The sequence below is a fragment of the Streptomyces sp. V2I9 genome (assembly GCF_030817475.1).
Taxonomy (GTDB): Bacteria; Actinomycetota; Actinomycetes; order Streptomycetales; family Streptomycetaceae; genus Streptomyces.
Genome location: NZ_JAUSZJ010000002.1, coordinates 1,393,734 through 1,413,416 on the forward strand (window position 1 = coordinate 1,393,734; position 19,683 = coordinate 1,413,416).

At 72.3% G+C, this 19,683-nt stretch carries 15 protein-coding genes; 4 read left to right on the plus strand and 11 right to left on the minus strand.

Translation table 11 applies throughout. The annotated features are described in order from the left end of the window. Nucleotides 1-186 precede the first annotated feature (186 nt). The 10 genes from QFZ71_RS06255 to rsmH form a co-directional block, all read right to left on the minus strand. Entirely contained in the window at nt 187-981 is a 795-nt protein-coding gene (locus tag QFZ71_RS06255) for a cell division protein FtsQ/DivIB (RefSeq protein WP_307667265.1), read from the minus strand. Nucleotides 982-1,043: 62 nt separating this feature from the next. After that, nucleotides 1,044-2,132 (minus strand): undecaprenyldiphospho-muramoylpentapeptide beta-N-acetylglucosaminyltransferase, encoded by a 1,089-nt coding sequence (murG, locus tag QFZ71_RS06260; protein ID WP_307667266.1) that lies wholly within the window; start codon nt 2,130-2,132, stop codon nt 1,044-1,046. Nucleotides 2,133-2,138: 6 nt separating this feature from the next. Continuing rightward, the gene (ftsW, locus tag QFZ71_RS06265; protein ID WP_307667267.1) at nt 2,139-3,587 is read right to left on the minus strand and encodes a putative lipid II flippase FtsW; all 1,449 of its coding nucleotides are present in this window, start codon (nt 3,585-3,587) and stop codon (nt 2,139-2,141) included. 65 nt (nt 3,588-3,652) lie between these two features. Continuing rightward, on the minus strand, nt 3,653-5,095 hold the full coding sequence (gene murD / locus QFZ71_RS06270; protein WP_307667268.1) for a UDP-N-acetylmuramoyl-L-alanine--D-glutamate ligase: 1,443 nt from the start codon (nt 5,093-5,095) through the stop codon (nt 3,653-3,655). Continuing rightward, complete coding sequence (gene mraY, locus QFZ71_RS06275) at nt 5,077-6,147, minus strand: phospho-N-acetylmuramoyl-pentapeptide-transferase (protein ID WP_073769342.1); 1,071 nt, start codon at nt 6,145-6,147, stop codon at nt 5,077-5,079. Before mraY ends, murD begins: the two co-directional genes overlap by 19 nt. Next, nucleotides 6,144-7,565, minus strand: coding sequence for a UDP-N-acetylmuramoyl-tripeptide--D-alanyl-D-alanine ligase (murF, locus tag QFZ71_RS06280; protein WP_307667269.1), 1,422 nt, complete (start codon nt 7,563-7,565; stop codon nt 6,144-6,146). The genes mraY and murF overlap by 4 nt, the downstream gene beginning before the upstream one ends. A 4-nt stretch (nt 7,566-7,569) precedes the next feature. Continuing rightward, nucleotides 7,570-9,285, minus strand: coding sequence for a UDP-N-acetylmuramoyl-L-alanyl-D-glutamate--2,6-diaminopimelate ligase (locus tag QFZ71_RS06285; protein ID WP_373465084.1), 1,716 nt, complete (start codon nt 9,283-9,285; stop codon nt 7,570-7,572). Nucleotides 9,286-9,325: 40 nt separating this feature from the next. Beyond that, nucleotides 9,326-11,302 carry a penicillin-binding protein 2 gene (locus QFZ71_RS06290; protein ID WP_307667271.1) on the minus strand — a complete coding sequence of 659 codons (1,977 nt, stop codon included), beginning with the start codon at nt 11,300-11,302 and terminating at the stop codon, nt 9,326-9,328. A 4-nt stretch (nt 11,303-11,306) separates the two neighbouring features. Further along, complete coding sequence (locus tag QFZ71_RS06295; RefSeq protein WP_307667272.1) at nt 11,307-11,882, minus strand: septum formation initiator family protein; 576 nt, start codon at nt 11,880-11,882, stop codon at nt 11,307-11,309. 49 nt (nt 11,883-11,931) lie between these two features. Beyond that, the gene (gene rsmH, locus QFZ71_RS06300) at nt 11,932-12,897 is read right to left on the minus strand and encodes a 16S rRNA (cytosine(1402)-N(4))-methyltransferase RsmH (RefSeq protein ID WP_307667273.1); all 966 of its coding nucleotides are present in this window, start codon (nt 12,895-12,897) and stop codon (nt 11,932-11,934) included. A 433-nt stretch (nt 12,898-13,330) separates the two neighbouring features. Between rsmH and QFZ71_RS06305 the strand changes: the two genes are divergently transcribed. The 4 genes from QFZ71_RS06305 (at nt 13,331) to QFZ71_RS06320 (ending at nt 18,967) form a co-directional block, all read left to right on the plus strand. Beyond that, on the plus strand, nt 13,331-13,894 hold the full coding sequence (locus QFZ71_RS06305; RefSeq protein ID WP_307667274.1) for a carbonic anhydrase: 564 nt from the start codon (nt 13,331-13,333) through the stop codon (nt 13,892-13,894). A gap of 251 nt (nt 13,895-14,145) precedes the next feature. Beyond that, a complete protein-coding gene (locus tag QFZ71_RS06310; RefSeq protein ID WP_307667275.1) occupies nt 14,146-15,186 on the plus strand; it encodes a MoxR family ATPase in 1,041 nt (346 codons plus the stop codon). Continuing rightward, nucleotides 15,186-16,553, plus strand: coding sequence for a DUF58 domain-containing protein (locus QFZ71_RS06315; protein WP_307667276.1), 1,368 nt, complete (start codon nt 15,186-15,188; stop codon nt 16,551-16,553). The genes QFZ71_RS06310 and QFZ71_RS06315 overlap by 1 nt, the downstream gene beginning before the upstream one ends. Beyond that, the gene (locus QFZ71_RS06320; RefSeq protein WP_307667277.1) at nt 16,550-18,967 is read left to right on the plus strand and encodes a DUF3488 and transglutaminase-like domain-containing protein; all 2,418 of its coding nucleotides are present in this window, start codon (nt 16,550-16,552) and stop codon (nt 18,965-18,967) included. Before QFZ71_RS06315 ends, QFZ71_RS06320 begins: the two co-directional genes overlap by 4 nt. 250 nt (nt 18,968-19,217) lie before the next feature. Here QFZ71_RS06320 and QFZ71_RS06325 read toward each other — a convergent pair whose 3' ends face one another. Continuing rightward, the gene (locus tag QFZ71_RS06325) at nt 19,218-19,622 is read right to left on the minus strand and encodes a DUF3040 domain-containing protein (RefSeq protein ID WP_030117797.1); all 405 of its coding nucleotides are present in this window, start codon (nt 19,620-19,622) and stop codon (nt 19,218-19,220) included. Nucleotides 19,623-19,683: the final 61 nt, after the last annotated feature.

Consider the following 19,683-nt stretch of genomic DNA (forward strand, 5'->3'; position numbering starts at 1 on the left):
ACCCAAACCCTAACGTTCAAGTTTAGGGTTAACAGTGTGTCTGCTTCCTGGACTCTTCCGAACAGGACACTAAGTCGACAAGTGGCGCACGTTCAACGAACACGCCGAACCTCCCGTTTTTCTTTTCACCCTATGTGATCACCCGTAGCGCTGACCAACCAGGGTGCTGGCCAGCACAAATGCCCGTCAACTCGCCGAAACCGCCGGGGCGGTGGGGACGCTTACGTCGAAGTGTCCTGCTTTGGGGGACGCCATCATCAACGCGTCCAGGACGCGCGCCTTGACCGACCCGTCCTCGCCGCTCCCCCACATCACCTCACGATCGCGGGTGAGACGCAGGGAGATGTCGTCGTACGAGACGACCCGGACCACCTCCGTGTCCGCGGCCACGCCGTCGGGAAGGTCTCCCGCGACCCGGACCGCTTCGCGCAGCAGGCGGTCCTCGCCGAAGCGACGCAGACTCGCGGACGGTTCGGGCTTCAACTCCAGGAGGGGCACGCCCTCCGGCGCCTCGGCCACGGTCGCGAAGCGCACGCCCTCGGCGTCCACCTCCACGAACTTCCCGTCCTTTTCGACCAACAGGACCGGCTTCCGCTCGGTCACCTTAAGGCCGATTCCGTCCGGCCATGACCGAACGACATCAACTGTGTCGATACGAGGCAACTTCTGGCGCAATCGGCGCTCCATCGCGTCGATGTCCACGGAGGCCAACGGAGCGCCGACCGGAGTCGCCGCAACCGCTTCCACCTCTTCACGGGTCAGCACCTCGACGCCGCTCGTGCGGACCTTCTCGACGCGGAACCAGGAGGAGCCGTAGAGCGCCCAGACCACGAACGCGGCGAGCAGGGCGGCCGCGACGCCGATCAGGACCAGCAGCAGACGACGGCTGATCCGGGGCCCCTCGGGGCCGATGTGCGGCGGGCGGGCGGAGCTGTCCGCCCGTCCGGCTGCGCCGCGCTGGGCGGTCGTCGGTCCGGCCACGCTCGCTCCTTCGCCGGACCCGGGACGCGCGCCCCGGGTCCGCACCGCATCGCGCCGCACGCCTAGCGGCGTGAGGCGATCGCTTCGTACACCATGCCGACGAGCAGGTCGTCGGCGTCACGCCGGCCGAACTCGGCCGCGGCGCGGGACATTTCGTACAGCCGGTGCGGATCCGACAGTACCGGCAGGACGTTGCCCTGCACCCACTCAGGGGTGAGCGCCGCGTCGTCCACCAGCAGGCCGCCGCCGGCGTTGACCACCGGCTGGGCGTTGAGCCGCTGTTCGCCGTTGCCGATGGGCAGCGGGACGTAGGCGGCGGGGAGCCCGACGGCGGAGAGTTCGGCCACGGTCATCGCGCCCGCGCGGCAGAGCATCATGTCGGCCGCGGCGTACGCGAGGTCCATCCGGTCCACGTACGGTACCGGGATGTAGGGCGGCATTCCGGGCATGTTGTCGGTTCGCGGCAATTCGTTCTTCGGGCCGACCACATGGAGGATCTGGATGCCGGAGCGCTGGAGCAGCGGCGCGACCCGCTGGACGACCTCGTTGAGGTGACGCGCGCCCTGCGAGCCGCCGGAGACCAGCAGCGTGGGCAGGTTCGGGTCGAGGCCGAAGGAGGCGCGGGCCTCCGGGCGGACCCGCGCGCGGTCCAGGGTGGCGATGGTGCGGCGCAGCGGGATGCCGATGTAGCGGGCGCCGCGCAGCTTGCTGTCCGGGGTGGAGACGGCGACCCCGTGCGCGTACCGCGAGCCGATCTTGTTGGCCAGGCCCGGCCGGGCGTTGGCCTCGTGGACCACGATCGGCACCCCGGCCCGCTTGGCGGCCAGATAGCCGGGCAGTGCGACGTAGCCGCCGAAGCCGACCACGCAGTCCGCCTTGGTGCGCTCCAGGACCTGCTCGGCCGCCTTGATGGTGCCGCGCAGCCGGCCCGGAACGGTGATCAGCTCGGGCGTGGGCTTACGGGGCAACGGGACCGCGGGGATGAGCGCCAGCTCGTACCCCCGCTCGGGCACGAGCCTGGTCTCCAGTCCGCGTTCCGTGCCGAGGGCAGTGATTCCCACGGTCGGGTCCTGCCTGCGCAGGGCGTCTGCGAGGGCAAGCGCGGGCTCGATGTGTCCGGCGGTCCCCCCGCCGGCGAGTACGACATGCACCGAAATTCACCGCTCTCCGGACGGACGCTTCTTGACGCGCCGTCTCATCGTCTTCCATCTCACCCCGGGCTTCCGCATGGCCAGGGCCGCCTTCGCGGCGGGGTCCTCCCGCGCGAAGGCGATCATGAGCCCGACCGCGAACATCGTCGGCAGCAGGGCCGACCCCCCGTAGGAGAACAGCGGGAGCGGGACACCGGCGATCGGCAACAGGCCGAGCACCGCACCGATGTTGATCACGGCCTGGGCCATGATCCAGGTGGTCACGCCTCCCGCGGCAAACCTGACGAAGGGGTCCTCCGTGCGTCCGGCCACGCGGATACCCGCATAGCCTAGAGCCGCGAACAGGGCGAGCACGGACAGCGTCCCCGCCAGGCCCAGTTCCTCACCGGTGATCGCGAAGATGAAGTCGGTGTGGGGTTCAGGGAGTTGGCCCCATTTTTCCACACTCGCACCGAGCCCGGAACCGAACCATCCGCCGGAGGCCAGCGCGTAGATTCCGTGGGCGGCCTGCCAGCAGCCGTCCTCCGGATCGGGTTCGCCGACGATGCCCATGCAGGAGAGCCGGGACATCCGGTTGGGGCTGGTCCAGATCAGCAGGAACGCCATGACGGCGGCGAATCCGAGCACACCGGCGAAGAGCCGGGTGGGGGCGCCGGCCAGCCAGAGCAGGCCGAACAGGATCGCCGTGAGAATGATCGCGGTTCCCATGTCGCCGCCGAGCATGATCAGTCCGAGCAGCATGAAGGCGACCGGGACGAGCGGCACGAGCATGTGCTTCCACTGCGTCAGCAACCGCTTGTCCTGCTTGCGGGCCAGCAGGTCCGCCCCCCACAGGATGAGGGCGAGCTTGCCGAACTCACTGGGCTGGAGCTGGAACGGGCCACCCAGGTAGATCCAGTTCTGGTTGCCGTTGACCGACATCCCTATCCCCGGCACCTGGACCAGGACCATCAGGAAGACGGTGCCCATCAGTATCGGGTAGGCCAGTCCGCGGTGCAGCTTCACCGGCATGCGGGCGGCGGCCGCCATCAGGCCGCCCCCGATGACGGCGGCGACGAACTGCTTGCCGAAGAAGTACGTCGCGGGCTTGCTGATGTTCAACGCCTGGATCATCGAGGCGGAGTAGACCATCACCAGGCCCAGCACGGTGATCAGGAGACTGGAGCCGAGGATCACGTAATAGGCGGTCAGCGGCCGGTCCCAGGCCCGCCGTGCCCGCTCGTAGGTCCGGCGCGGACCGCCGCCGCGTCCGGTGCGCGGGGTGCGGGAGCCGGACCCGCCGCGTCCGGAGCCGCGAGGGGCCTCGGGCCGCCGGGACCCGGTGGCGAGCCGGCCGCGCAGGGCGAGGCCGGGAGGCAGGGGTACGCCGGCGGGGGCGGCCGCCGCGGTGAGGGGGCGGGGAGCCGGGGTTCGTCCGCTCCACCGCCGTACGGCGGATCTCTCGTCGGCCGGCATGGTCGCTGTCCCCTCCACTGCTCGTGCCCGGGGCCCATGACCCGTGGGCGCGGAGGCCCGGTCGGTCAGGCGGTCTCGTCGGCGCGTGCGCGGACCGCGTCCGCGAACGCCTCGCCCCGCTTGTTGTAGTTGGTGAACATGTCCATCGAGGCACAGGCCGGGGCCAGCAGTACCGTATCGCCCGGCCGGGCGAGTTCGGCGGCCCGCGCGACCGCTTCGGACATCGCCCCAGTGTCGGTCCGGTCGAGGTCGACCACCGGGACTTCGGGGGCGTGTCGCGTCAGGGCTTCGTGGATCAGCGCGCGGTCGGCGCCCATCAGCACGACCCCGCGCAGCCGCTTCGCCGCGCCGGTGACCAGCTCGTCGAACGTGGCGCCCTTGGCCAGTCCGCCGGCGATCCAGACGATGGAGTCGTAGGCGGCCAGGGACGCCTCGGTGGCATGGGTGTTGGTGGCCTTGGAGTCGTCCACGTAGGCGACTTCGCCGATGTCCGCGACGTGTTCGATGCGGTGGGCGTCCGGCCGGAAGGCGCGCAGCCCGTCCCGGACGGCGGACGGCTCCACACCGAAGGCGCGGGCCAGGGCGGCGGCCGCGAGGGCGTTGGCGATGTTGTGCGGGGCGGGCGGGTTCACGTCGGCGACCTCGGCCAGCTCCTGGGCCTGCCTCTGGCGGTCGGCGACGAACGCCCGGTCGACGAGGATGCCGTCGACCACCCCGAGCTGCGAGGGGCCGGGGGTGCCGAGGGTGAAGCCGATGGCCCGGCAGCCCTCCTCGACGTCGGCCTCGCGGACCAGGTCCTCGGTGGCCGGGTCGGCCACGTTGTAGACGCAGGCGACCGTGTTGCCCTCGTAGACCCGCCCCTTGTCGGCGGCGTACGCCTCCATCGAGCCGTGCCAGTCGAGGTGGTCCGGGGCCAGGTTGAGGACGGCGGCGGAGTGGGCGCGCAGGGAGGGCGCCCAGTGCAGCTGATAGCTGGAGAGTTCCACGGCGAGGACGTCGTACTCCGTCTCCCCGAGGACCGCGTCCAGCAGCGATACGCCGATGTTGCCGACGGCCGCGGTGCGCAGGCCCGCGGCCTCCAGGATGGAGGCCAGCATCCGTACGGTGGTGGTCTTGCCGTTGGTGCCGGTGACCGCGAGCCAGGGCGCGGGCTTCCTGCCGTTGTCGCCGCGCAGTCGCCAGGCCAGTTCGACGTCGCCCCAGACCGGGACGCCCGCCTCGGCGGCAGCCAGGAAGAGCGGCTTGTCCGGCTGCCAGCCGGGGGCGGTGACGACGAGTTCCGTGGACGGCGGCAGGGTCGCGCCGTCGCCGAGGCGCACGGTGACGCCGAGCGCCTCCAGTTCGGACGCCTGCGCGCGGGCGCGTTCGTCGTCGCCGTCGTTGACGACGGTGACGAGCGCGCCGCGCTCGTGCAGGGCCCTGGCGGCGGGGATTCCGCTGACGCCGAGCCCGGCGACGGTGACGTGCTTGCCCTGCCAGTCCACGGTGTTCACTTCTTGGCTGCCCATCCCGCGTAGAAGAGGCCGAGTCCGACGATCACGCACATGCCCTGGATGATCCAGAACCGGACCACGACGAGGACTTCGGACCATCCCTTGAGTTCGAAGTGGTGCTGGAGCGGCGCCATCCGGAAGACCCGCTTGCCGGTCATCTTGAACGAACCGACCTGGATGACCACGGACATGGTGATCATCACGAAGAGGCCGCCGAGGATGGCGAGCAGCAACTCGGTGCGGGAGAGGATCGCGAGGCCCGCGAGGGCGCCGCCGAGGGCGAGCGAGCCGGTGTCGCCCATGAAGATCTTGGCGGGCGAGGTGTTCCACCACAGGAAGCCGAAGCAGGCGCCCATCAGGGCGGCGGCGACGACGGCGAGGTCGAGCGGGTCGCGTACCTCGAAGCAGGCGTTGGGGTTGGTCAGGTTGTCCGCGTTGGCGCAGGACTCCTGGAACTGCCAGAGGCCGATGAAGGTGTAGGCGCCGAAGACCATCACCGAGGCTCCGGTGGCCAGTCCGTCGAGTCCGTCGGTGAGATTCACACCGTTGGACATGGCGAGGATCATGAACAGGGCCCAGACGCAGAAGAGCACCGGCCCGATCGACCAGCCGAAGTCCTCGACGAACGAGATCCGGGTGGAGGCCGGGGTGTAGTCCATGGAGTTGGGGAACTGGAGCGAGAGCACCGCGAAGGCGATGCCGACGATCAGCTGCCCGGCCATCTTCGCCTTGGCCCGCAGGCCGAGCGAACGCTGCTTGACGATCTTGATGTAGTCGTCGAGGAAGCCGACGAGGCCCATGCCCGCCATGAGGAAGAGCACCAGGAAGCCCGAGTAGCGGATGTCCTCACCCGTGATGACCTTCGCAAGGAGATACGCGATGATCGTCGCCAGGATGAAGGCGATACCGCCCATCGTGGGCGTGCCCTTCTTGCTGCCGTGGGTGCGCGGGCCGTCGTCCCGGATGAACTGCCCGTAGCCCTTGCGGGCCAGCAGCTTGATCAGCAGCGGGGTGCCGACCAGGGTCAGGAAGAGCCCGATGGCCCCCGCGAAGAGGATCTGCCTCATCGGCCGGCGACCTCGCCCTCGGTCGAGTTCTCCAGCAGTGCCTGGGCGACCTTCTCCAGGCCGACCGACCGGGACGCCTTCACCAGCACGACGTCTCCCGGGCGCAGTTCACTGCGCAACAGGTCGACGGCCGCCTGTGCGTCGGACACGTGCACCGACTCCTCACCCCACGAACCCTCGTTATATGCGCCCAGTTGCAGCCAGGAGGCTTCTCTCCCCCCGACAGCGACGAGCTTGCTGACGTTGAGCCGGACGGCGAGCCGCCCGATCGCGTCGTGCTCGGCGAGCGACGCGTCACCGAGCTCGGCCATCTGACCGAGCACCGCCCAGGTGCGTCCCCCGTCGGCCCCTCGGGCCTGACCCATGGCGGCCAGCGCGCGCAGTGCGGCTCTCATGGATTCGGGGTTGGCGTTGTAGGCGTCGTTGACGACGGTCACACCGTCCGGACGCTCGGTGACCTCCATGCGCCAGCGGGAGAGGGTGCCCGCCTCCGAGAGCGCCTCGGCGATCTCGGTCACGGACATGCCCAACTCATGGGCGACGGCGGCCGCGGCGAGCGCGTTCGACACGTGGTGCTCACCGTACAGGCGCATGGTCACGTCGCTGCACCCGGTGGGTGTGTGGAGCTCGAAGGAGGGCCGCCCGTCGGGGGTCATCCGGACCTTCTCGCCCCGTACGTCCGCTTCGGGCGCTTCTCCGAAGAGCAGAACGCGGGCCTTGGTGCGCGAGGCCATCGCGCGGACGAGGGGGTCGTCGGCGTTGAGCACCGCGCAGCCGTCCTCGGGGAGGCCCTCGACCATCTCCCCCTTGGCCTGCGCGATGGCCTCCCGGCTGCCGAACTCGCCGAGGTGCGCGGAGCCGACGTTGAGGACGAGGCCGATGCGGGGCGGGGTCAGCTCGGTGAGGTACCGGATGTGGCCGATGCCCCGCGCGCCCATCTCCAGGACCAGGTGCTCGGTCTCGGGGGTGGCGGTCAGGGCGGTGAGCGGCAGACCGATCTCGTTGTTGAGGGAGCCCGGCGTCCAGACGGTCGGGCCCTTGCGCTGGAGGAGCTGGGCGATCAGGTCCTTGGTGGACGTCTTGCCCGCCGATCCGGTGAGGGCGACGACGGTGGTGCCGAGGCGCTCCACGGCGGCACGGGCGAGGGCTCCGAGCGCGCCGACGACGTCGTCCACGACGATGGCCGGAACGCCGACGGGGCGGGCCGCCAGGACGGCTGCCGCACCCGCCTCCACGGCGCGCCGGGCGTAGTCGTGGCCGTCGACCCGCTCGCCGGCGAACGCGGCGAACAGGCTGCCGGGCGCGACCTCGCGGGAGTCGATGACGACGGGCCCGGTCACGGTGACGGACGGATCCGGTATGTCGTGCGACTGCCCGCCGACGATTTCGGCGATCTCGGCGAGGGAAAGGGTGATCACTTGGTCATCCCCGACTGTTGTTCTCGTGGTGAGGGGCACGGCCGGCGCCGGGATGCGCCAGGGACCGCTCGATTGCTGCGTACAGGACCTCGCGGTCGTCGAAGGCCCGGACCACACCGTGGATGTCCTGGCCCTGCTCGTGGCCCTTGCCCGCCACCAGGACGGTGTCGCCGGGTTCGGCGCGGGCCACGGCGGCGGCGATCGCGGCGGCCCGGTCGGCGTCGACCAGGACGTCGCCGCGTTCGTGGACGGGCACTTCGGCGGCGCCGGAGAGCATCGCGGAGAGGATGGCGAGGGGGTCCTCGGAGCGGGGGTTGTCGGAGGTCAGTACGGCGGTGTCGGCCAGGCGGGCCGCCGCGGCGCCCATCGGGCCGCGCTTGGTGGTGTCGCGGTCGCCGCCGCAGCCGAGGACGATGTGCACCTTGCCCTCGGTGACCTTGCGCAGGGAGCGCAGGACGGATTCGACGGCGTCGGTCTTGTGCGCGTAGTCGACGACGGCGAGGTAGCCCTGTCCGGCGTCCACCCGCTCCAGCCGGCCCGGCACGCCGGGCACGGCGGCCACACCGTCGGCGGCGGTCTGCGGGTCGACGCCCGCGACGGCCAGCGTGACGATCGCGGCGAGGGTGTTGGCGACGTTGAAGGGGCCGGGCAGCGGGGCGCGGGCGGTGATCCGCTCCCCCCGGGGGCCGACGGCGGTGAAGGTGCTGTCCTGGGGCCCGACCTCGACGTCCTCCGCGTGCCAGTCGGCGTCCGGGTGGCCTTCGGCGGAGAAGGTGGTGACCGGGACGCCGGACTCGGTGATGAGCCTGCGGCCGTACTCGTCGTCGAAGTTGACCACGCCGCGGTGGCTGCGCTCGGGGGTGAACAGCTGGGCCTTGGCCTGGAAGTAGTCCTCCATGCCGGAGTGGAACTCCATGTGCTCCGGGCTGAGGTTGTTGAAGACGGCGACGTCGAAGACGCAGCCGTCGACCCGGCCGAGCACCAGGGCGTGGCTGGAGACCTCCATGGCGACGGCCTCGACACCGCGTTCGCGCATGACGGCGAACAGGGCCTGGAGGTCGGTGGCTTCGGGGGTGGTGCGCTCGGACTTGATGCGCTCGTCGCCGATCCGCATCTCGACGGTGCCGATCAGTCCGGTGGGGCGGCCGGCGGCGCGCAGGCCGCCCTCGACGAGGTACGCGGTGGTGGTCTTGCCCGAGGTACCGGTGATGCCGATCTGGAGCAGGCCGATGCCGGGCCGCCCGTAGATGTCGGCGGCCAGCTCGCCCATCACGGCGCGCGGGTCCTCGGTGACCAGGACCGGCAGGCCGGTGGCAGCGGCGCGTTCGGCGCCGGCGGGGTCGGTGAGGACGGCGACGGCGCCGAGGCCCGCGGCCTGGGCCGCGAAGTCGGCGCCGTGGAGGCGCGCTCCGGGCAGGGCCGCGTACACGTCACCGGGGCGCACGGCCCGTGAGTCGTGCGTGATGCCGGTGACGTCGCCGTCCCCGGCGGCTTCGACGCCGAGCCGGCCGGCCAGCTCGCCGAGGGGGGTGGGCCGGAGCCGGTCCGGTCGGGGCGCTCCCGGGTAGGTCACAGGCGCGTCCTTCTGAGAGGTTTGGGACTGATCAGCGTGGGGCACGGCGGTGAGCGTACCGGGCCGGTGCGGGCTCCCGCGAAGCGAGGCTCCCCGGTTCCGGTGGTTCGCGTTCCGGTTCCCGGGGTCGGGGGTGATGGTTGTCACTGAGGGTTCCCTTGGAGGAGATGCTCGCGCATCCCCCTGTTCACTCGCCGGGTTCGAAGGACACCGGCAGCCGGGGCGGCTTGCTGCCGGACGGTGGGATCTGGAGCGACTTGAGCGCGAACTCCATGACCTGCTTGTAGATCGGGCCGCAGATCTGACCGCCGAAATAGCTCCCCTTGGTGGGGTTCTGGATCGCGCAGTAGACGGTGATCTGCGGGTCGTCGGCGGGGGCGAAGCCGGCGAACGAGGCGGTGTAGCCCTTGTACACGCCGCGGACGGGATCGACCCGGTTGGCCGTGCCGGTCTTGCCCGCGACCCGGTAGCCGGGGATGGCGGCCTTGGTGCCGGTCCCCTCCCGGTCGTCGACGACGGACTCCAGCATGGCCGCCAGGGTCCTGGCGGTCTTCTCGCTGACCACCCGCGTCTCCTCGGGTGCCTCGGCCGGGGTGAAGCGGCCGTCGGAGCCCTTGGTGCCGCGGACGAGGGTGGGGGCGACCCGTACGCCTCCGTTGGCGACGGTGGAGTAGACCGAGGCGGCCTGGACGGCGTTGATGGAGAGGCCCTGGCCGAAGGGGATCGTGTACTGCTGCGAGGTCGACCAGTCCTTCGGGTGGGCCAGCAGACCGGGCGACTCGCCCGGATAGCCGAGCCCGGTCTTCCTGCCGATGCCGAACTTGCGGAGGTAGTCGTGGAGGACCTTGTTCGATTCCGCCTGGGTCTTGCCGAGCTGACCGGTCGCCAGGATGGTGCCGATGTTGCTGGACTTGGCGAGCACCCCGTTGAGCGTGAGGTACCAGGTGGGGTGGTCGACGTCGTCCTTGAAGAGGCGGTCGCCCCGGTGCAGCCGGTTGGGGACGGTCACATGGGTGCCGGGGGTGGCGGCCCCCTCCTCCAGTACGGCGGCGATCGACATGACCTTGCTGGTGGAGCCGGGCTCGTACACGTCCTGGAGGGCCGCGTTCCCGAGTGAGGCCGAGGTGGCCTGCGAGAGGTCGTTGGGGTCGTAACCGGGGGCGTTGGCCATGGCCAGCAGTTCGCCGGTCCTCGTGTTCTGGACGATGACGTAGCCGCGGTCGGCCTTGGACTTCTCGACCTGGTCGCTGATGGCCTTCTGCGCGGCCCACTGGATGTCACGGTCGATGGTGAGCTCGATGTCGGAGCCGGGCACGGCCGGGACCTCGCTGCTGCCCGCGGTGGGGACCCGGCGGCCGCCCGCCTGGGCGTAGCGGATCTTGCCGTCCTCGCCCGCGAGCTCCTTGTTCAGCTGGGATTCGAGACCGCCGCCGCCCTTGCCGTCGGCGCTGACGAAGCCCAGTATCCCGGCGGCCAGGCCCCCGTTGGGGTAGACGCGTCGGGTGGTCGGCTCCTGGAGGACGCCGGCCAGTACGTTGGCCCCCGGCCCGCCCTTCAGCTTGTCCTCGGACGCCTTCTCGGCGAAGACGGCCTTGAGGTCCTTGATCTGCTTCCAGACCTGGGGGGTCTGCCGGTGGGCGAGGACGGTGTAGCGGCTCTTGGCCGAGAGCTGTTCGGTCAGCTTCCTGACGTCCTTGCCGAGGATCGGGGCGAGCAGGGCGGCGGCCTGCTGCGGGGCGTCGGGCGCCTTGCTCTCCCCGGGCGTGAAGAGTTTGGGGTCGGCCGTGATGTTGTGCGCGTCGACGCTGGTGGCGAGGGCGACGCCCTTGCGGTCGGTGATCTCGCCGCGCTCGGCGGCGACCGTGTACTCCAGGTAGCGGTTCTTCTGGGCCTTGGCCGCGTACGCGTGGGCGTCGACGGCCTGGACCTGGAGGAGCCGCGCCACGAAGGCGAGCATGACCAGCGTCAGCCCGAGGCCGACCAGCCGCAGCCGGGGGCGCGGGCTGCCCAGCCGCAGGGAGCGCGGTGCCTTTCCGCGCCGGGTGGCGCCGCCCGCCGGGGGGCGTGGGCGGCGGGCCTGCGGGCGCGCGCCGGAGCGGGGGGCCGAGCTGCGGGGGCGGGCCGGGCCGGGTACGCGGCGGCGCGGCGGATCCTTGGGCGGCACTGCGTCACCTGCCGGGGCTCGTCGGGGTCGGGCTGTTCGCCGCCGAAGGGGCGGCCGCCGGGCCGGGCGCCGGTACGGACCCGGAGGGCGGAGCGGAGCCGGAGGGTCCGGCGGTCGTGCCGGAGGCCGAGGGGCCGGGCGTGGGCGCGTCGGGGTCCGGTGGGGCGTCGGCGCTCGGGGTGGGGCTGGGGGTCGGCGACGGTGGCGGGGCGGTGGCCTCGGTGGGCTTGCCGCGGACCGTGCCGTCGGGGTCGAGGAAGGCGGGGCTGCCGCCGGGGACCATGCCCAGCTCGCGGGCGCGGCGCTCCAGGGCGTCGGGCTGGGAGCGGCTGTCGACGTCGCGCTGGAGGGCCTGCTGCTCGTCGGTGAGTTCGGTGGTGTCCCGTTTGAGCTCGCTCAGCCGGAACGAGCCTTCGTTGAGGGCCGAGTTCAGCAGCAGCAGGGTGATCAGTCCGCCGCCCAGGAGGAGGACGACCAGGAGGACGAAGGGGGTGCGGGCCGCGGTGCTGGGCCCGGTGGACGGCATCAGCCGGGCGAGCCTCGCGGCCCGCCCCTTCAGCGGTGCGGCCGGCCTGCTCACCGCACGGCTCCCTCGGCGCCGGCCGTCGGGCGGTGCCGGCGTCCGGTGCTCATCGCTCCTCCTCGCGGATGCGCTGGGCGCCGCGCAGCCGGGCGGGGGCGGCGCGCCGGTTCTCGGCGACCTCTTCCTCGGTGGGCAGCTCGGCGCCTCGGGTGAGCTGCTTCAGCCGGGGCTGGTAGCGCTCGGGGACGACCGGCAGTCCGGGGGGCGCGGTGTTGGCGGAGCCGGCCGCGAAGACCTGCTTGACCAGCCGGTCCTCCAGCGAGTGGTACGACAGCACCGCGATACGGCCGCCGACGGCGAGGCTGTCGACGGCGGCGGGGATGGCCCGCTCCAGGACGCTCAACTCGCCGTTGACCTCGATGCGCAGGGCCTGGAAGGTCCGCTTGGCGGGGTTGCCGCCGGTCCGCTTCGCGGCCTGCGGGAGCGCGTCACGGATCAGCTCGACGAGCCGGGCGCTGTTGCTGAAGGGTTCCTTCTCGCGCTCGCGGACGACGGCGGAGACGATCCGCTTGGCCTGCTTCTCCTCGCCGTACGCGCGCAGGATGCGGACCAGTTCGCCGGGCGGATAGGTGTTGAGGACCTCGGCGGCGCCCATGCCGGTGGACTGGTCCATGCGCATGTCGAGCGGGGCGTCCTGGGCGTACGCGAACCCGCGGTCGGCCTCGTCCAGCTGCATGGAGGAGACGCCGAGGTCGAACAGCACGCCCTGGACCTTGGGGACGCCGAGCCGGGCGAGGACCTCGGGGAGTTCGTCGTAGACGGCGTGGACGAGGGTGGCCCGGTCGCCGTAGGGGGCGAGCCGTTCGCCGGAGAGGCGGAGCGCCTCCTTGTCGCGGTCCAGGGCGATCAGCCGGGCGGTGGGGAAGGCCGCGAGCAGGGCCTCGCTGTGGCCGCCGAGCCCGAGGGTGCAGTCGACGACCACGGGCTCCGGGTGGTCCGGGTCCTGGAGAGCCGGGGCCAGCAGGTCCAGACACCTCTGGAGCATCACCGGGACGTGTCGGGTCTGGCTCAATGCGCCCTCTCAGGCTCTGTCCCGTTCGGCCGGCACGTACGTCCTGGTCCCCGCCCGCTCCGAAGGGGAGGTCCGCCGGCGCCGGGGAAGTGGCGTCGGCCGACCGGGAGCGGGAGAGGGCCGGGCCGCACGTACGCCGCACATCACGGGGGAAAAACGGAATATGCAGGAGGTGCAGATGGTGCGGGTGGTGCGATGGGCCGTGCGTACGGAGGTGGATGGTGACTTCGCGTTACTTTAGTCCACCCTGCCACTCGATCGATGCGCGATCAACGAACCGCGCAGCGCGTCGCGCCACCCGTACGGATGCGGCGGCCTCACCCGAACGGACGCTTCCCAACGCCCTGTGGGTTAGCTCACAACAAGTCGTGTTGACGTTCTTTGTCCGCTCTCACAGCCCCTCGTGCCAGGTGGGAGGGCTACCGTCGTCACCATGTCGACTTCCGCTCACTCCCCTGCCGAGTCCGTGACGTCCTCCGCTCCGGCGGTCCGCGAGGGGGGGCAGGTCACCGACCGCCTCGTCGCGCTGAACGCCGCGTACGCGAAGGACTTCCGCGACCCCGGCATGGACGCCCGCCCCGTCCTCCAGGTCGCCGTCGTCGCCTGTATGGACGCCCGTCTCGACCTGCACGCCGCGCTCGGCCTCGAACTCGGCGACTGCCACACCATCCGCAACGCGGGCGGCGTGGTGACCGAGGACGTGATCCGCTCGCTGACCATCAGCCAGCGGGCGCTCGGTACCCGCAGCGTGGTCCTCATCCACCACACCAACTGCGGCCTGGAGTCCCTCACCGAGGACTTCCGCAACGACCTGGAGCACGAGGTGGGCCAGCGGCCGGCCTGGGCCGTGGAGGCGTACAAGGACGCCGACCAGGACGTACGCCAGTCGATGCAGCGGGTGCGGACCTCGCCCTTCCTGCTGCACACCGACGACGTGCGCGGGTTCGTCTTCGACGTGACCACCGGTCTGCTGCGGGAGATCGACTCCGTTTCCTGAACGGATCCCCCTCGCTTCCCGGCCCTCCACCGCACCTCACGCACGCATCGCCGTGCCTCACGGCGCCGGAATCGTGACAGACACCGCCTTTTCGCACCCACTTGTCCACGGGCGAGTGACACGAAGCGGTAACGGCAACAAGAATGCGGGTGTGACGTTCCCCGGGCCTTCCGCGGAGTGTCCGATTTCTTCGGGGTGGGCCACGCGGGCACGCGCGGCGGCCCCTGCGCAGAAGGGCCGAGGAGGGCCGGGTGACGACCTATGACGATCGAGCGAGCCTCACTGATCTGACCACCACAGCTGAGCGGGTGCGCAGGTCGGTGGAGAGTGTGATCGAGGGCAAGCCCGAGGTCGTACGGCTATCGCTGACGGTGCTGCTCGCCGAGGGACATCTCCTCATCGAGGACGTCCCCGGCGTCGGCAAGACCATGCTGGCCAAGGCGCTGGCCCGGTCCATCGACTGCTCGGTGCGGCGCATCCAGTTCACGCCGGACCTGCTGCCCTCCGACATCACGGGGGTGTCGATCTTCGACCAGCAGCGGCGGGACTTCGAGTTCAAGCCGGGGGCCATCTTCGCCCAGATCGTGATCGGCGACGAGATCAACCGCGCCTCGCCGAAGACGCAGTCGGCGCTGCTGGAGTCGATGGAGGAGCGCCAGGTCACCATCGACGGGCACACCTACGAACTGCCCGACCCGTTCATGGTGGTGGCCACCCAGAACCCGGTCGAGATGGAGGGCACCTACCCGCTGCCCGAGGCCCAGCGCGACCGCTTCATGGCGCGGGTCTCCATCGGCTATCCGGGCCCCGAGGCCGAGCTCAGGATGCTCGACGTGCACGGGGGCCTCTCCCCGCTGGACGACCTCCGGCCGGTGGCCCACGCCCACGACATCGTGAAGCTGATCGACGCCGTGCGTACGGTGCACGTCGCCGAAGCAGTGCGGCGCTACGCGGTGGAGCTGGTGGCGGCCACCCGCAGCCATCCCGACCTCCGGCTCGGGGCCTCCCCGCGCGCGACGCTGCACCTGCTGCGCGCCGCGAAGGCGTCCGCCGCGCTCAGCGGCCGCGACTACGCCCTGCCCGACGACGTCCAGGCGCTGGCCACCCCGGTGCTCGCGCACCGGCTGCTGCCCACCGCCCAGGCCCAGCTGAACCGCCGCACGGCGGAACAGGTGGTGCTGGAGATCGTCCAGCGCATCCCCGTGCCGACCTCGCCGGACGGCACCGCGCCGCCCGCGCGGCAGCAGGGCCGTCCGCTGTACCACCAGCAGTCCGGGACACGGCGGCTGTGATGGCGGCCGGCGAGCCCGGCGCCGTCGAGGACGGTGACCGGAAGGGCGGCCTCCGCACGGCCCTGGGCGGACTGACCACGCGGGGCCGCTCGTTCCTGGCCGCCGGTCTGGCCGCCGCCGCCTGCGCGTATGTCCTGGGCCAGAGCGATCTGCTGCGGGTCGGGCTGCTGCTCGCCGTGCTGCCCCTGGTCTGCGTGACCGCGCTCTACCGCACCCGCTACCGGGTGACGGGGACCCGGCGGCTCTCACCGTCCCGCGTGCCGGCGGGCGCGGAGGCCCGCGTGCACCTGCGGATGGAGAACGTCTCCCGGCTGCCCACCGGCCTGCTGATGCTCCAGGACCGGGTGCCGTACGTGCTGGGTCCGCGCCCCCGCTTCGTCCTGGACCGGGTGGAGGCGGGCGGCCGCCGCGAGGTGTCCTACCGGGTCCGCTCCGACCTGCGCGGCCGCTATCCGCTCGGCCCGTTGCAACTGCGGCTCGGCGATCCGTTCGGGATGTGTGAGCTGACCCGCTCCTTCAGCGCGTACGACACCCTCGTCGTCATCCCGCGCACGGTGCCGCTGCCGGCGCTGCGGCTGGCGGGCGAGGCGTCCGGGTACGGCGACGGGCGGCAGCGTTCGCTCGCCCTCGCCGGGGAGGACGACATCATTCCGCGCGGCTACCGGCACGGCGACGACCTGCGCCGGGTCCACTGGCGCTCCACCGCGCGCCACGGCGAGCTGATGGTGCGCCGCGAGGAGCAGCCGCAGCGGGCCAGGTGCACGGTCCTGCTGGACACCCGGCAGGTCGGCTACCGGGGAGCCGGGCCCGACTCGGCGTTCGAGTGGGCGGTCTCGGCGGCGGCCTCCGCCCTCGTGCACATGCTGGAGCGCGGCTTCGCCGTCCGGCTGCTCACCGACGACGGGAACGCGGTGCCCGGCGAGGGGACCGGCGGTTTCGCCGGATCGACCCAGGAGTCGGCGGACTCGGCGGGGCTGATGCTCGACACGCTCGCGGTGGTCGGCCATTCCGACGGCGGGGGCCTCTCCCGCGCCCACGACGTGCTGCGCGGCGGCAACGAGGGACTGCTCATCGCCTTTTTCGGCGATCTGGACGAGGAACAGGCGGCGGTGGCGGCCCGGATGCGGCAGCGCGCCGGTGCGGGGGTGGCCTTCGTACTGGACAGCGCCGCCTGGGCCGGTGAGGCGGGCGGGGCGGGGCGGGCCGAGGAGCGGCTGCGGCGGCTGCGCGAGTCGGGCTGGACCGCGGTGCCGGTGGAGCCGGGCGACGAACTGCCCGATCTGTGGGAGCTGGCAGGCGGGATGCGCTCGGACACGCCGCCCGCCCCGAGCGGCGGGCCGACGGGATTCGCGGGGGGATGGTCATGAGCGGGCGGACCAGGCTGGCGCTGTGTGCCTACGCGGCGACACTGCTGGCGGCGGGTGCGCTGATCCCGCTGGTGGAGGAGGCCGGCTGGCTGGTGCGGGCGGCCGTGCTGCTCGGCGTCCAGAGCGGGGTGGGTGCCCTCGCGCGCCGCGCGCCGCTGGCCAGGACGCTGACGGTCGCCGTCCAGACGCTGGTCACGCTGGTGCTGCTGACGCTGGTGTTCGCGCGGGACCAGGCTCTGTTCGGCGTGGTGCCGGGGCCCGCCGCCGTCGTACGGCTCGGCGAGCTGCTGGTGGCGGGCGGGGAGGACGTCGGCACGTACGCCATTCCGGCTCCGCTGACCGACGGCATCGAGCTGATGGTGGTCGGCGGTGTCCTCCTGATCGGTCTCGCGGTGGACGCGATGGCGGTCACCTTCCGCAGCGCGGCCCCGGCCGGGCTGCCCCTCCTCGCGCTGTACTCGGTCGCGGCCGGCCTCTCGGACGGCGGCGCGGGCCGGCTGTGGTTCGTGCTGGCCGCCGCCGGATATCTGCTGCTCCTGCTGGCCGAGGGCCGGGACCGGCTCTCCCAGTGGGGTCGCGTCTTCGGCGGCGCCTCGCGGACCACGGGAGGTCTGGCGGACGGGCTGTCCGGGGTGCGCGGCGGGTCCTCCCCCGTCCGCACCGGCCGGCGGATCGGTGCCGTGGCGCTCGGTGTGGCCCTGGTCGCCCCGCTGGCCCTGCCCGCCCTGGACAACGGCCTGCTGGGCGGCAGCGGACCGGGGAACGGCCGGGGCAGCGGCGGCGGCACCATCTCCGCCGTCAACCCGCTGGTCTCGTTGCAGAACAACCTCAACCAGCCGGAGAACCGGGAGGTGATGACGTACCGCAGCAACATCGAGAACCCGCAGGACCTCTACCTCCGCATCCTGGCCCTGGACGAGTTCGACGGCAGCGAGTGGCGCTCCTCCACCCGCCGGCTGACGGACGTGCCGGACCGGCTCCCCCAGCCGGACGGGCTGGGCGGGGACGTCTCCGTCACCGAGGTCCGGACGAACATCTCCGCCTCGCGCTCCTACCAGCAGACGTATCTGCCGCTCCCCTACCCGGCGAGCGAGGTCCGGATCGGCGGGCGCTGGCGGTACGAGCCCGAGGGCCGCACCCTGGTCGGCGACGACGGGCAGACCACGCGCGGCGCGCGGTACGAGGTCGGCAGCCTGGTCGTCGAGCCCACGGCCGGGCAGCTCGCGGCCGCGGGTGCGCCGCCGGAGAAGCTCCTCGGCGAGTACACGCGGGTCCCCGACTCGCTGCCCGCCGTGGTCGCCGAGACCGCCGAGCGGGTCACCGGGGGCTCGGCCAACGCCTACGAGCGGGCGGTGAAGCTCCAGGACTGGTTCGCCTCGGAGGGCGGCTTCACGTACGACACGTCGGTCACCTCGGGGACCGGAACGTCCGCCATCGAGCGGTTCCTCCGGGACAAGGAGGGCTTCTGCATCCACTTCTCGTTCTCGATGGCGGCGATGGCCCGGACACTGGACATCCCGGCGCGGGTCGCGGTGGGCTTCACTCCGGGCACCATGAAGTCGGACGGGGCGATCTCGGTCGGACTGCGTGACGCGCACGCCTGGCCCGAGCTGTATTTCGAGGGTGTCGGGTGGACCCGTTTCGAGCCCACCCCGAGCCGGGGCAGCACCCCGTCGTGGACCCGGCCCGAGGTGCCCACGGACAGCGTGAGCGAAGCGGCCGAGCCCTCGGCCGCCGCCTCGGCCGAGCCGTCCGCCGCGCCCTCCACCGAGAACAGCTGCCCGCCGCAGCTGCGCCAGGAGGGTGGCTGCGGCCCCTCGCAGGAGCCGGGGGCGGCGCTGCCCTCCGACCGGGGCACCCCTGCCGGGACGGTGCTGCTGGTCGCCCTCGCGGCGGTCGTGGTGCTGGTTCTGCCGTTGTCACCGCTGCTGTGGCGGACCCGGACGCGGAGCCGGCGGCTGGGCTCCGGGGGCCGGTCGCCCGCCGACGCCGCGGCGCGGACGCTGGCCGCCTGGCGGGAGGTCACCGACACGGCCTGGGACCACGGCATCGCGCCGGACGAGTCGCTGACGCCCCGGAAGGCGGCGGCCAGGATCGTACGGCTGGGCCGGCTCGACACCGGGGCGGCCGAGGCCGTGCACCGGATCGCGGGCTCGGTGGAGCAGGTGCTGTACGCCCCCGAGCCGCGCCCCACGGCGGGGCAGGCCGACGACGTCCTCGCGGTACGGGCGGGTCTCGAGGCGGCGGCGGACCGGGGGGACCGGCTGCGGGCGATGTTCCTGCCCCGATCGTCCGTCCGGGTGGTGTGGGCCGTCGCCGACCGGCGGGCGACGCTCGCGGAGCGCTGGTCCGGCCGCCCGGGAGCCGGCCGCTGGCCGGCCCGGCTGCGCCGCCTCGCACGCCAGCACGGCTGAGGCGGACGGCGGACCGAGCCTCCGCGAGAACGGGAGCGACGGCCCGGCGGGAACGGAGGCGCGCCCTGCGGAGGGCGGAGGCGACGGCGCTGGGGCTCGGGCCGAGGGCGCCCGCGGCACTCTCCACCGCGGGCGGCTCCGTCCGGCAACGGGTGAGGGGCGGCCGCATTCCTGCGGCCGCCCCTCACCCGTCGGTGTCGTACCTCGCGCCATCGCCGGACCCTGTGAAGAAGAACAGGGCCGTGGCGTTCTACTGGCCCTGTTCGTCGCGGCGGCGCTGCCACCGCTGCTCGATGCGGTTCATCATCGACCGGCGTTGTCTCGGTCGGCGGCTCGCGCCGCTGTCCCCGCCGCCTGCGGCGGCCGGCTGCTGTTCACCGGGCTTGGGCGCCTTGCGCCATCCGGTGACCGCGAGCACGGCACAACCGAGCATGACGAGGAACCCCACCACGCTGATCCAGATCTGCTGGGCGACCATTCCGGCCATGAGGAGCGCGATACCCACCAGGAAGCCTGCGACCGCCTGGTAGACCCTTCGTCGGGTGTACGTACGCAGTCCGCTTCCCTCGAGCGCTGTCGCGAACTTGGGATCTTCGGCGTACAGCGCTCGCTCCATCTGCTCGAGCATGCGCTGCTCGTGCTCCGAGAGCGGCACGGGATCCTCCTCGTCGTCGGCCGCGGGGGCGACCGGTATGCGGCCCTTCCAGGATAGGCAG